We start from the raw sequence: 12,599 nt of genomic DNA on the forward strand, positions 1-12,599 counted from the left end.
CAATGGTCAATCCACATGCTGACAGATTAATCGACTTTCTTGTCGCGAGTGGCATACAAGATAAAAAGGTACTTGATGCTATTTATCGCCTTCCTAGAGAACAATTTGTCTCTCAAGCGATGATGCACCAAGCCTATGATAATAACGCGTTGCCTATTGGTCAGGGACAGACAATTTCACAGCCTTACATTGTCGCTAAAATGACAGAAATGTTAGAGCTAAACAGAGACAGTCGTGTTCTTGAGATAGGAACGGGATCGGGTTATCAAACGGCGGTGCTAGCACAGCTTGTCGATCATGTTTACTCTATCGAACGTATTAAAGCATTGCAGTGGGAAGCGAAAAGGCGCCTTAAACAGTTAGATATATATAATGTATCGACTAAGCATGGCGATGGTTGGCAAGGCTGGCCAGCCAAGGGACCGTTTGATGCTATTATCGTCACAGCGGCAGCCGAATCGGTGCCTTCTGCATTACTAGAGCAACTGAATAATAAGGGTATTATGGTTATCCCGGTTGGAACAGAAGAGCAGCAGTTGTTAAAGATCACTCGTCAAGATGATCAATTCAGTTCAGAGATCATTGAGATGGTGCGCTTTGTTCCTTTAGTCGCGGGTGATCTCGCATAGTAATGAAGCGTTGTATCGTCTTACTTCTCATTCTTGGATTAAGCAGTATGTTATTTGGATGTGCTGCTCATTCGCCTGCACCAGTATCTGGTCTTCAAAAAGACTATGGCTCTGTTTCTCGTGGCAGTTATCGAGGCAGTTACTATCAGGTAGAAAAAGGCGACACGCTATATTTCATTGCTTATGTTACTGATAAGGATGTTAATGAGATAATTAGCTATAACTCATTAAAAGCGCCTTACACGATTTACCCCGGTCAGAAGCTTAAGCTATGGCAACCTGCATACAATGCTCCAGCCTATGGTGGCACAGGTGCTGGAGCTGCAATAGCGGTTGCAGCAGTACCATCGAAACCACAAACGAGTACAGTATCGAGTAAAAACTCGAATCAAAAGGTTACCCCGAGCAGTACAAAAAATAATCAAACACAGGTTAAAAAAGATCCTCCTAAGAAGGTTGATCAATCGAAATCAAAGGAGTATGTTGGTTCTAACGACAAACAAAAAGTGACCAACACAGCCAGTAAATCAACTTCAAACAACAACAAAATTTCCAAGTGGTTATGGCCAACAAAAGGGAGAGTAATCAAAAACTTCTCTGCTGGAGATCAAGGGAACAAAGGTATTGATATCGCAGGACAGCGTGGTCAATCTATCGTATCAACAGCAGGTGGCACCGTCGTTTATTCAGGCAATGCGCTACGCGGTTACGGTAATCTCGTGATTATTAAACATAACGACAATTACCTCAGTGCATATGCACATAATGATCGGTTGCTAGTACACGAAGGACAGAGTGTAAAAGCAGGCCAAAAGATTGCAACAATGGGCAGCTCCGGAGCCAGTAGCGTTCGTTTGCACTTTGAAATTCGCTATCAAGGTAAGTCAGTCAATCCAAAACGCTACTTACCATAAAATTTACTATTAGAGTAAAATAGCGACATTAGACGTAGTAATGTCTTGCTAGCTCGCCAGGGGGAGGCGCTATGAGTATCAGCAATGCAGCAACGAAAGTCGAACCATTCGAAGTTAGTGACGAAACGATGGATACGTTTCAAGCTACCGAATCCACTAAATTAGATTTATCTGAGGACGTCAAAGAAGAGTTTGATGCATCAAGCAAAAGCTTGGATGCAACACAGCTTTACTTAGGCGAAATTGGCTTTTCTCCACTACTCACCGCAGAAGAAGAAGTGCTATACGCGAGACGCGCTCTTCGTGGCGATGAGGCCGCACGTAAACGCATGATAGAAAGTAATCTGCGTCTAGTTGTAAAAATTTCCCGACGTTACAGCAATCGTGGCCTTGCTCTATTAGATCTTATCGAAGAGGGTAATCTTGGTTTGATCCGAGCGGTTGAGAAATTTGATCCAGAACGTGGATTTAGATTCTCTACTTATGCGACTTGGTGGATCCGCCAAACCATTGAACGTGCTTTGATGAATCAAACTCGCACAATCCGTTTACCTATTCATGTCGTCAAAGAGCTAAACATCTATCTACGTACAGCGCGTGAACTATCACAGAAACTCGATCACGAACCAACTGCTGAAGAGATTGCAACACAACTCGATAAGCCAGTTGATGATGTCAGTAAGATGCTGCGTTTGAATGAGCGTATAAGCTCGGTTGATACACCGATCGGTGGGGATGGTGAAAAAGCCTTGCTGGATATCATTCCGGATGTCAATAACTCAGATCCAGAGGTCTCCACGCAGGATGACGATATTAGAGATTCTCTGATTCATTGGTTAGACGAACTTAACCCTAAGCAGAAAGAAGTGCTAGCTCGTCGCTTTGGCCTACTAGGCTATGAGCCTTCAACGTTGGAAGAAGTAGGACGTGAGATCAATCTAACTCGTGAGCGAGTGCGTCAGATTCAGGTAGAAGGCCTACGTCGATTAAGAGAAATTCTTATCAAGCAAGGTCTGAATATGGAAAACTTATTCAGTGTTACTGAAGACTAACGTTGTCCTCTGAGTATTAAAAAGCCTTGGTAATTCCAAGGCTTTTTTGATCGTGATTGTCGTTCAATGAAATCGGTTTATTTCGACTTCAGTTTTGGAAAGACTTTTACTTGCTTGATGCGGTTTTCTTCCAACTCAACGATCTCCATCGGGTGACCAGAGACTTGCACGCTAAGATGACTTTCTGGGATGTCTTCTAAATGCTCTAGGATTAGACCGTTCAAGGTTCTAGGTCCATCAGTCGGTAGAGACCACTTGAGTCCTTTATTGATATCTCGGATATTGGCGCTACCCTCAATCAGGAAGCTACCATCACCTTGTGGACTGATCTCATCAGACAGGCTTGGTGCAATAGAGGTAGTAAATTCCCCTACGATCTCTTCAAGAATGTCTTCTAAGGTAATCAAACCAATGATATCGCCATATTCGTCGACAATTAAACCGATGCGCTCTTTATTGCGTTGGAACTTAAGTAACTGGACATTGAGAGGCGTACTTTCAGGAATAAAGTAGACTTCATCCGCCGCGCGCAAAAGTGTCTCCTTCGTTGACTCATTTTTTTCCAACATCAGGCGGTAAGACTCACGTAAACGTAACATACCAACCACTTCATCTATCTTATCGCGATATAGAACAACTCGACCATGCGGAGAGTGGGTTAACTGACGTACGATAGATTTCCAGTCATCGTTGATATCAATACCGGTAATCTCATTACGAGGCACCATAATGTCGTTAACGGTGACATGCTCGAGGTCGAGAATCGATATCAGCATGTCTTGGTGGCGGCGAGGAATTAAGCTGCCAGCTTCATTTACAACGGTTCTTAATTCTTCAGAGCTCAACGGATCTTCGGCACCGTGGTTTGCTTTTATGCCAAGTAAGCGAATAAAACCATTGGTGATAAAATTGACCAGTAAAACAAGAGGTGACAACACCTTCATTAGAATCGTGAGTAAGATACTACTCGCGTAAGAAACCTTTTCGGGATATAGAGCAGCAAGGGTTTTTGGGGTCACTTCTGCGAAGACAAGTATGACAAGGGTGAGGGCACCGGTCGCAATAGCAACGCCTAAATCCCCAAATAAGCGCATGCCGAGGATAGTGGCAATCGCAGAGGCAAGAATATTTACTAGGTTATTGCCGATTAAGATTAAACCAATTAGTCGATCAGGGCGATCAAGCAGTTTTTCTACGCGTTTAGCACCTTTATGACCATGGTTGGCAAGGTGTTTGAGTCGGTAGCGGTTTAAAGACATCATCCCTGTCTCTGAACCTGAAAAATATCCTGAAATAACAATAAGACACGCGAGTAGCGCAAATAAGATACCCGTTGATATGTCGTCCAAAGCTTATCTTTTCCTTGTTATGTTTGGTTAATTTATGACCTAATTTGTCAGTGAAGTCAATTTCAAAAAAGAACTGAGTATTGTAAAAGAAAGGTGCATCAGATGCACCTTTCTTAATCAACTAGTTCAAGATTATCTCGCGAACAAAGCGACTGCCAAAATAGGCAAGGGTCAGTAAGGTTGCGCCAGCGACGGCAAACCATGTGACTTTACGACCACGCCAACCTTTACGATAGTGGCCCCATAGAAGCACTGAGTAAACAATCCAAGCAATGAAGGAAAGAATGCCCTTGTGTGCTTTACCTTGTGCGAACATATCCTGCACGAAGACAAAGCCGGTTAAAAGAGTTCCGGTGAGTAACAGGTTACCGATTAAAATGATATTAAAGAGCTGTCTCTCCACCATGAGTAGAGGTGGCAGATTTGGATTGATCGCCAACGCTTTCTTCGCTTTTAATTTATGATCAAGCCAAGCTAATTGCAGCGCGTAAAGTGCACCAATGGTCAAGGTTGAATAGGAGAACAAAGCGAACGAGATATGTATCAGCAGCTTTGGATCTTGTTCAAGATGAGTAATGAAGGTGCTCGGCAGAAAAGCGGCGGCGATAAGATTGATCGCAGCAAAGCTGTAGACGACTGGCAACAAAAACCACAGGCGAGTTTTGAGCATCGCTCCGCTCATCACCAGCGATACGATAAAACTGATTAGTGAGGCGACATTTAGAATACTGAGATTCTGTCCCGAACTACCTAAAATGAGATCGCTCAGTAGCCAAGCATGAAATGCCAACGCAATAAATGCACTGACAAAGACAGTTTTTACACGGATGCCTGTTTGGTGAACAAGGCCCGGGACTATAGTTGCAATCGCTAATAGATAGAGTATTGCAGCAACAACGGCGATTAGGTTGTCCATTATTCTCTATAAGCTGGTGGATTTTTAACAAATTATACCCTGCATCAACGGCTTGAGCTATGACTTATCTCTTTCATTTGCGTGACTTGAGAGATCAAAACTCATCTAGGCAGTGTCAAGCATGGGTTGGCTAAGGTATACTCATAGTAATTTGTCGCCATTTTAAAGGGCGAAGCTCCTTGCAAACCGTCTAGGTAAAGAGACTAAGATGTTTGATAATTTAACGGATCGCTTATCCAAAACGCTGAAAAATATCAGCGGTAAAGGTCGCCTGACCGAAGATAATATTAAAGATACGTTGCGCGAAGTGCGAATGGCACTTCTTGAAGCGGACGTTGCATTGCCTGTTGTACGTGATTTTATTAAGCGCGTTAAAGAAGCAGCCGTTGGTGTAGAAGTTTCGAAATCGCTCACTCCTGGGCAAGAGTTCATTAAGATTGTTCAAAATGAACTTGAAGGTGTAATGGGTGAGTCAAATGAAGCGCTAAACTTAGCGGCTCAACCACCTGCTGTTATCTTAATGGCAGGTTTGCAGGGTGCGGGTAAAACAACATCGGTAGGTAAACTTTCTAAGCTACTGACAGAAAGAGACAAGAAGAAAGTCTTGGTTGTCTCTGCCGACGTATACCGTCCAGCGGCAATTAAGCAGCTAGAAACCCTTGCTGCTGATGTTGGTGTTGATTTCTTCCCATCTTCTGCCGACCAGAAGCCGATTGACATTGCCAATGCTGCCATTGATCACGCAAAGAAAAAGTTCTACGACGTTCTTGTTGTCGATACTGCGGGTCGATTGGCGGTAGATGAGCTAATGATGGCGGAGATTAAAGACCTCCACTCTGCGATTAATCCTGTAGAAACCCTATTCGTTGTTGATGCAATGACGGGGCAAGACGCGGCGAATACGGCTAAAGCATTTGGTGATGCCCTGCCTCTGACTGGTGTCATCCTGACAAAAGTTGACGGTGATGCTCGTGGCGGTGCGGCCCTATCTGTTCGCCATATTACAGGTAAGCCAATCAAATTCTTAGGTGTTGGTGAAAAAACCGATGCACTAGAACCGTTCCATCCTGATCGTGTCGCTTCTCGTATTTTGGGTATGGGTGATGTACTGTCTTTGATTGAAGACCTACAGCGCAACGTAGATACAGAAAAGGCAGAAAAGCTCGCTAAGAAGTTTAAAGAGAAAAAAGGTTTTGATCTCGAAGACTTCCGTGAGCAGCTAGGTCAAATGCAAAACATGGGCGGTATGATGGGAATGATGGATAAGTTGCCAGGTATGAGCAACTTACCAGACAACATCAAAGATAAAGTTGATGACAAGATGTTCAAACAGATGGAAGCGATCATCAACTCTATGACGATGAAAGAGCGTCAGCGCCCAGAACTGATTAAAGGCTCACGTAAAAAGCGCATCGCAGCGGGTTCAGGTACTCAGGTACAAGACGTTAACCGCTTGCTGAAACAGTTCACCCAGATGCAGAAGATGATGAAGAAAATGCAAAAAGGTGGCATGAAAGGCATGATGCGCAACATGCAAGGCATGATGGGTGGCATGGGCGGAATGGGTGGCGGTGGCTTCAACCCATTTGGTCGCTAAACTTACTCAGCAACAATATTTCAAGGTGTTAGCTGCGTCACAAACTTAGATCCCGTTTTATGTTGGTGAAAAAGTAGCTAAAGACCTTGCATTGCTCCGGAATAAGAGTAAAATTCCGGAGCTTTATTTTGGCACGAGCCCCAAACTATTTAGAGATAAATGGTTTCTGGGGTTAATTTTATTTTTGAGAAAGCAAAGAGGACGACATGGTAACCATTCGTTTGGCACGTCACGGCGCTAAAAAGCGTCCATTTTATCAAATCGTAGTAGCGGACAGCCGCAATGCAGCAACTGGCCGTTTCATCGAGAAAGTTGGTTTCTTCAACCCAACAGCTCAAGGTCAAGAAGAAGGTCTACGTCTAGACCTAGATCGCGTTAACCACTGGGTTGGTCAAGGCGCATCTCTATCTGACCGCGTAGCTAAGCTAGTTAAAGACGCTCAAAAAGCGGCTTAATTCTTTTTAGAAGTAGAAATTAGCTTATGTCGATGAAAGGTAAAGAAACAATGAGTGACGAAAAGATTGTTGTAGGCAAGTTTGGTGCTACTTACGGCATTCGTGGTTGGCTCAAGGTTTTTTCCTACACAGACAATACCGAAAGCATATTTGATTACACTCCTTGGTTTATTAAGCAAGGTGAAAAGTGGGTCGAGTACAAAGTAGAAAGCTGGAAGCGCCATAACAAAGGTTTGGTGGTAAAGCTGGAAGGTCTTGATGTACGTGAAGACGCGCAACTGATGACTAACTTTGAAATCTCTATTGACCCTGCTGTATTACCAGAATTGCCATCAGACGAGTTCTATTGGCGTGATTTGATTGGTATGCAAGTAGTAACCGATAAAGGTTACGATCTAGGCATTGTCTCTGACATGCTAGAAACTGGCTCCAACGATGTTTTGGTAATTAAAGCAAATCTAAAAGATGCTTTTGGGCAAAAGGAACGACTAATTCCGTTCCTTGAAGAGCAAGTGATCAAACATATTGATCGCGAAGCTCAACGGATCGAAGTTGACTGGGATCCTGGATTCTAACTCCAAGTAACGGAGCGATTGAACAATGTGGGTTGGCGTAATTAGCCTATTTCCTGAGATGTTCCGCAGCGTTACTGATTACGGAGTAACAGGTCAAGCGGTTAAAAAAGGTCTTTTGTCGATTGAGACATGGAATCCTCGTGATTTCACGCACGACAAACATCGCACTGTCGATGACAGACCTTATGGTGGTGGTCCTGGCATGCTTATGATGGTTCAGCCTTTGCGCGATGCTATCCACGCAGCCAAACAGGCATCACCAGGTAAGACGAAGGTAATCTACCTGTCACCTCAAGGTCGAAAACTTGACCAAAAAGGTGTTGAAGAGCTGGCAACAAACGAGAACTTGCTTCTGATTTGTGGCCGCTACGAAGGGGTAGATGAGCGTGTCATTCAATCTGAAGTCGACGAAGAATGGTCGATTGGTGATTTTGTGATGACGGGTGGTGAGATACCAGCCATGACGCTAATAGATTCAGTATCTCGGTTTGTTCCGGGAGTGCTTGGAGATTTTGCGTCAGCGGAAGAAGACTCTTTCGCAAATGGTTTGTTAGATTGCCCTCACTATACGCGGCCTGAGGTTCTAGATGGTAAAGAAGTGCCAGCGGTACTCAAATCTGGAAACCATAAGGATATTCGTCGCTGGCGACTAAAACAGTCGTTAGGCCGCACTTGGTTAAGAAGACCAGAGCTCCTGGAAAACCTAGCTCTGACTGACGAACAGGAACAATTACTAGCCGAATTCATTTCTGAATCTCGAACTTAGTAACCTATTAAATTTAGTATCAGTTTATTCTAGGAATATTGAAAATGAGTAACATCATCAAAGCTCTTGAAGAAGAGCAAATGAAAAAAGACCTACCTAACTACGCACCTGGTGACACAGTTGTTGTTCAAGTTAAGGTAAAAGAAGGTGAGCGTGAGCGTCTACAGGCTTTCGAAGGCGTTGTAATCGCAATCCGTAACCGTGGTCTACACTCTGCATTCACAGTACGTAAGATTTCTAACGGTGAAGGTGTAGAGCGTACGTTCCAAACACACTCTCCAATGGTTGATAGCATTGAAGTTAAACGCCGCGGTGCAGTACGTCGTGCCAAACTGTACTACCTACGTGAGCGTTCTGGTAAGTCAGCTCGTATCAAAGAGAAACTTGCTAAGAAGTAATGCTATAACTAGCGTTCTCATATTAAACGGAGTCCAATGGACTCCGTTTTTTTATGCGTTCTACTTAAAGAGTTGTGAACGCTTCGCTGTGAGAATCGAGATCGTGCTTGGTATCAAGGTCTGATACCTGATACTCAAAACGCGACTCTCATTTTCTCAGTACTGATCTTCCGACCAACCGTCAGCATCTGACATATCCGGTGCGCCGGGAATCGTATTTTCTTCGTCAGCCCACTCGCCAAAATCAATCATTTGGCACTGTTTACTGCAAAATGGACGGTAAGGGCTTTGCTCTCCCCAAACAACGTCGGTGCCACATTGAGGGCAGGGTACGGTAGTAATTTTTGACATGATGGTTCTCTAAATACCAAAAAATAGTATTGAAGTAGTATAACGCGTTAACTAGTGATTGTGTTTAGCAACAAACGGCAAGTTGAAATTCAACGTTCGCGATGGAAGCTTGGCCTGTTTTGAACTCAATAAATTTAATCGCAAAACGGTTCTTATGGCCTGAAATCATAGGATAGACGCCGAAATGCATCGGTATTTCAAGGCGTAAGATATTGGCTTCGTCAGCGTCACTTTGGTAGAAACCAGAGTTGGCATGTATGGTTCTAAAATGGCCAGTTTCTCGGGTGAGTTTTAGCCACTGATTCAGTGCTTTCGCTAAGGGCTGAAGGGTACTCAACCACTGATGAGCATCCGTTTTTCTCTGCTCAAGTGGTAGGTGTAACCAATGATGGAGAGCCGGAAGATCAAAGCAGCATGAGCCGCCAGGAAGATTAAACCTTTGGCGTATGGCGCTAAGAAAGCGATCTTCTTTGAGACTTTGTCCAAAACGTTCTGCGGCCATCAGCTCACTGTGAACGCTATCAACTTCGTTCAGAACGTCTCGCAGCATCTCTTGATCGACGCCTTCGACATTTAACCAAGAACGGTAAGCGAGGCGTTGCTTTTCGATGTCTTTAGCCAACTCACTTTTCAACTGAATCTGTTCAAAGATTTCCAGTAAGTCAAACAGTGAACGGTAGAAGATCAGATGCTGCATATTATCGCTGAACTGAGCGGCAATATTGAGTTGGTTGAGTAAAGCCTCAACCCTCAAATATATGCGGGTTTTCTCGTTCAGTGGATGTTCAAAATAATGCGTTGTCATTAATCGGCAGCTCTGGATTATTCATCCTTTATTCTCACAGATTTCCCCTACATATTTCTAGAAACTTTTTATGTAATTCTGTGATTTGATACAAAAGTTTTTGGTTTTTTGTATTATTTTTAATCACGTAATCGGCGATAGCGAGTCGCTGTTCGCGTGTCGCTTGAGAGGCGAGAATTGCCTTGGCTTGCTCGCTGTCTACGTGATCACGTTTAACCGTACGCTGAATTTGAGTTTCTGGGTCGACATCCACCACAATCACCTTGTCAGCTAAGGTTTGCAGGTTGTTTTCTACCATCAATGGAATGACAAGCAATGCGTATTCAGAGCGGACATTTTCAAGATCGTTTAGCATCTTATGTCTGATCATTGGATGGAGTAGGTTGTTAAGCCACTCCTTTTGAGTAGGATCGGCAAAGATAATTTCTCTCAGCTTGGCACGATTTAAAGCACCATCTGATTGAATCACTTCAGGTCCAAAATGTTGCTCAATCTGATGTAATCCATCACTACCTGGCTCAACGACCTGACGAGCGACGATATCTGCATCAACAATTTCAATTCCAAACTCTTGGTGGAAAATATTTGCGACGGTTGTTTTTCCACTCGCGATGCCGCCAGTGAGTCCGATGACGAGTGCCATATTAAATTCCTAGAAAATTGCTCAGATACCAATCCAAAATATCACTTCCCCACATCATACAAATCCAGCCGGCGATCGCTAGGTAAGGACCAAATGGAAATGCTTTGTCGATACCTTGTTGCTTCAGTCGGAGTTGGATTAAACCAAAAATGAGTCCTACGACGGAAGATAGCAGTATCACCATTGGCAGATATTGCCATCCCAACCAAGCCCCTAATGCCGCAAGAAGTTTGAAGTCACCGTATCCCATGCCTTCTTTGCCAGTTATCAATTTGAATAGCCAATACACAGACCATAAAGATAGGTAACCAGCCATCGCGCCTATAATTGAATCTTGTAGTGATACAGGGCTAATGTGGAGCAGAGAGAGTAGGATACCGGCCCAAGTCAAAGGTAGGGTGAGTTGATCGGGAAGCAGCATGGTATCGAGATCAATGAACGTGGCTGCGATCAGAACAAAGGTGAAGAAAATTAAGGCAATCGAGAAATAGCTGAAGCCAAGTTGATAGGCAACTAAGAATGAGAGCGCAGCACTGAGCAGCTCTACCAATGGATAACGTGCGCTAATTTTCGCATGACATTGATGACATTGACCTTTGAGTATCAGCCAGCTGACGAGAGGAATATTATCGACGAAACGAATTGGCGTTTGACACTTTGGGCAACTTGAGCGTGGTACGCTCAGATTGTAGATCCCCTGTGGTGGCTCAATATTATACTCAGGAAAGCTTTCAGCACATTCATGACGCCATTCCCGTTCCATAATGAGCGGTAGGCGATGAATAACCACGTTGAGAAAGCTACCAATGATCAGACCAAACACTGTCGCCAAAGTAGGGAAAAGCCAAGGATTGAAGTCAAAAATGTCCATATAGGAGTCAACTGTCCAATTTCACATATATCCTGAGTATACTACCCTAAGACATTCATTAAGTTAAAGATTGGTAGGTACATCGCTACAACTAGCCCTCCGACTGTCGAGCCAAGGAAAATGATGATCAGTGGCTCTAGCGTTTTGCCAAGGGTGTCAATACTACTTTCTACGCTTGCCTCGTATATATCCGCTATTTTGTTGAGCATATCATCCAATTTTCCTGCTTCTTCACCAATCATGACCATTTGTAAAACCATCTCTGGAAATGCTTCACACTGTCTCATCGCGACATACATCGGCATACCCGATGCGGTGTTTGTCGTGACACGCTCTAGTGCTTTTTGATAGTAAAGATTTCCCGCTGTTCGCGCCGCCGTTTCCAAGCATAAAAGAATAGGCAGACCAGCGCTAAAGCTTGTCGCCATTGTGCGGCTAAATCTAGCGATGGCGGCTTGTCCTAGCACTTTGCCAAGGATAGGTGCAGCGAGTAGCCATTGATTCCATCGTAAGGTGAAACGCATAGAGCGCTTATTAACAGACTTGAGAGTCAGATAGATTAGAAAGAGAAGTAGCAAGCTCACTCCGAGATAATCTTGGCTGAGCGAAGAGATGTGCAGTACCTGTTTAGTTAGCCAAGGAAGGTCGGCTCCGAAGCCAGCATATATAGATTCAAACTGAGGGATAACCAGTGTCAGCATTAAGTAACAGACGATTAGCGCGGTTAGCACGACCATGCTTGGGTATATTAGTGCTTTAACCACATTGGATTTGAGTTGTTCGGACTTTTCTCTATAGCTGGCCAATCGCTCAAATACGTCAGTGAGTTTACCGGTCTGTTCTCCAGTTACAACTAAATCGCGATACATTGCATCAAAATGAACACTGGTCATCCCCAGTGCCTGAGACAGAGGAACGCCAACTTCAATTCTTGCTGAAAGTCGCATGAGTATCGATTTCATTTCTCCTTTGTTCTGGTTCGTCGCGACTAATTTAAGGACTGAGATAATCGGCATGCCAGTGGAGAGCATAGTGGCGATTTGACGGGTCACAATCGTAATATCTTTCGCTTTTACTTGCTGAGTGAAGCGTTCGACCATGGATAGTGGACGTACGGTTATTTGAATCTCGTTTATATGATTCAGCTTTAGTTCACGTCGTACCTCGAAGTCACTATAGGCAAAACTGCGACCCGTAACTTTTGACCCAGAGCGGTTGATGCCTTTCCAGATAAAGGCTTTTATTTGAGGTCGGTGTTTAAGCGTCATCATTTCTCCA

At 44.0% G+C, this 12,599-nt stretch carries 15 protein-coding genes; 8 read left to right on the forward strand and 7 right to left on the reverse strand.

Annotated elements, in window-relative coordinates:
- Positions 1 to 2: 2 nt before the first annotated feature.
- The 3 genes from ACQEXP_RS10300 (at position 3) to rpoS (ending at position 2,595) form a co-directional block, all read left to right on the forward strand.
- Positions 3 to 629: a protein-L-isoaspartate(D-aspartate) O-methyltransferase gene (locus ACQEXP_RS10300; RefSeq protein WP_269377486.1), complete on the forward strand. Its 627-nt coding sequence runs from the start codon at positions 3 to 5 to the stop codon at positions 627 to 629.
- A gap of 2 nt (positions 630 to 631) precedes the next feature.
- Entirely contained in the window at positions 632 to 1,543 is a 912-nt protein-coding gene (gene nlpD, locus ACQEXP_RS10305) for a murein hydrolase activator NlpD (RefSeq protein ID WP_269377484.1), read from the forward strand.
- 71 nt (positions 1,544 to 1,614) lie between these two features.
- A complete protein-coding gene (rpoS, locus tag ACQEXP_RS10310; protein WP_426969730.1) occupies positions 1,615 to 2,595 on the forward strand; it encodes an RNA polymerase sigma factor RpoS in 981 nt (326 codons plus the stop codon).
- A gap of 77 nt (positions 2,596 to 2,672) precedes the next feature.
- On the opposite strand, the gene ACQEXP_RS10315 is transcribed toward rpoS, so the two are convergent.
- Both ACQEXP_RS10315 and ACQEXP_RS10320 read right to left on the reverse strand, forming a co-directional pair.
- On the reverse strand, positions 2,673 to 3,944 hold the full coding sequence (locus tag ACQEXP_RS10315) for an HlyC/CorC family transporter (RefSeq protein ID WP_138971395.1): 1,272 nt from the start codon (positions 3,942 to 3,944) through the stop codon (positions 2,673 to 2,675).
- Between the two features lie 121 nt (positions 3,945 to 4,065).
- Positions 4,066 to 4,860 (reverse strand): cytochrome C assembly family protein, encoded by a 795-nt coding sequence (locus tag ACQEXP_RS10320; protein ID WP_269377481.1) that lies wholly within the window; start codon positions 4,858 to 4,860, stop codon positions 4,066 to 4,068.
- Positions 4,861 to 5,068: 208 nt separating this feature from the next.
- Here ACQEXP_RS10320 and ffh point away from each other — a divergent pair, with 208 nt between their 5' ends.
- The 5 genes from ffh to rplS all read left to right on the forward strand — a co-directional run bounded on the left by ffh (position 5,069) and on the right by rplS (position 8,651).
- Positions 5,069 to 6,457 (forward strand): signal recognition particle protein, encoded by a 1,389-nt coding sequence (gene ffh, locus ACQEXP_RS10325; protein WP_269377480.1) that lies wholly within the window; start codon positions 5,069 to 5,071, stop codon positions 6,455 to 6,457.
- Between the two features lie 206 nt (positions 6,458 to 6,663).
- A complete protein-coding gene (gene rpsP, locus ACQEXP_RS10330; RefSeq protein ID WP_004410028.1) occupies positions 6,664 to 6,912 on the forward strand; it encodes a 30S ribosomal protein S16 in 249 nt (82 codons plus the stop codon).
- Positions 6,913 to 6,938: 26 nt separating this feature from the next.
- A complete protein-coding gene (rimM, locus tag ACQEXP_RS10335; RefSeq protein WP_138971392.1) occupies positions 6,939 to 7,487 on the forward strand; it encodes a ribosome maturation factor RimM in 549 nt (182 codons plus the stop codon).
- A gap of 25 nt (positions 7,488 to 7,512) precedes the next feature.
- Entirely contained in the window at positions 7,513 to 8,253 is a 741-nt protein-coding gene (trmD, locus tag ACQEXP_RS10340; RefSeq protein ID WP_426969732.1) for a tRNA (guanosine(37)-N1)-methyltransferase TrmD, read from the forward strand.
- Between the two features lie 44 nt (positions 8,254 to 8,297).
- Entirely contained in the window at positions 8,298 to 8,651 is a 354-nt protein-coding gene (gene rplS / locus ACQEXP_RS10345) for a 50S ribosomal protein L19 (protein WP_138971390.1), read from the forward strand.
- Between the two features lie 156 nt (positions 8,652 to 8,807).
- On the opposite strand, the gene yacG is transcribed toward rplS, so the two are convergent.
- The 5 genes from yacG to ACQEXP_RS10370 all read right to left on the reverse strand — a co-directional run bounded on the left by yacG (position 8,808) and on the right by ACQEXP_RS10370 (position 12,592).
- A complete protein-coding gene (yacG, locus tag ACQEXP_RS10350) occupies positions 8,808 to 9,002 on the reverse strand; it encodes a DNA gyrase inhibitor YacG (protein WP_426969734.1) in 195 nt (64 codons plus the stop codon).
- A gap of 64 nt (positions 9,003 to 9,066) precedes the next feature.
- Positions 9,067 to 9,807: a cell division protein ZapD gene (gene zapD, locus ACQEXP_RS10355; protein ID WP_269377475.1), complete on the reverse strand. Its 741-nt coding sequence runs from the start codon at positions 9,805 to 9,807 to the stop codon at positions 9,067 to 9,069.
- A gap of 34 nt (positions 9,808 to 9,841) precedes the next feature.
- Positions 9,842 to 10,450, reverse strand: coding sequence for a dephospho-CoA kinase (gene coaE, locus ACQEXP_RS10360; protein WP_426969736.1), 609 nt, complete (start codon positions 10,448 to 10,450; stop codon positions 9,842 to 9,844).
- 1 nt (position 10,451) lies between these two features.
- Positions 10,452 to 11,321, reverse strand: a complete 870-nt coding sequence (locus tag ACQEXP_RS10365) for a prepilin peptidase (protein ID WP_426969738.1) — start codon at positions 11,319 to 11,321, stop codon at positions 10,452 to 10,454.
- Positions 11,322 to 11,362: 41 nt separating this feature from the next.
- Positions 11,363 to 12,592 carry a type II secretion system F family protein gene (locus ACQEXP_RS10370; RefSeq protein WP_426969740.1) on the reverse strand — a complete coding sequence of 410 codons (1,230 nt, stop codon included), beginning with the start codon at positions 12,590 to 12,592 and terminating at the stop codon, positions 11,363 to 11,365.
- Positions 12,593 to 12,599: the final 7 nt, after the last annotated feature.

Origin of the sequence: Vibrio sp. TRT 1302 (assembly GCF_050113875.1) — a bacterium.
Lineage (GTDB): Bacteria > Pseudomonadota > Gammaproteobacteria > Enterobacterales > Vibrionaceae > Vibrio.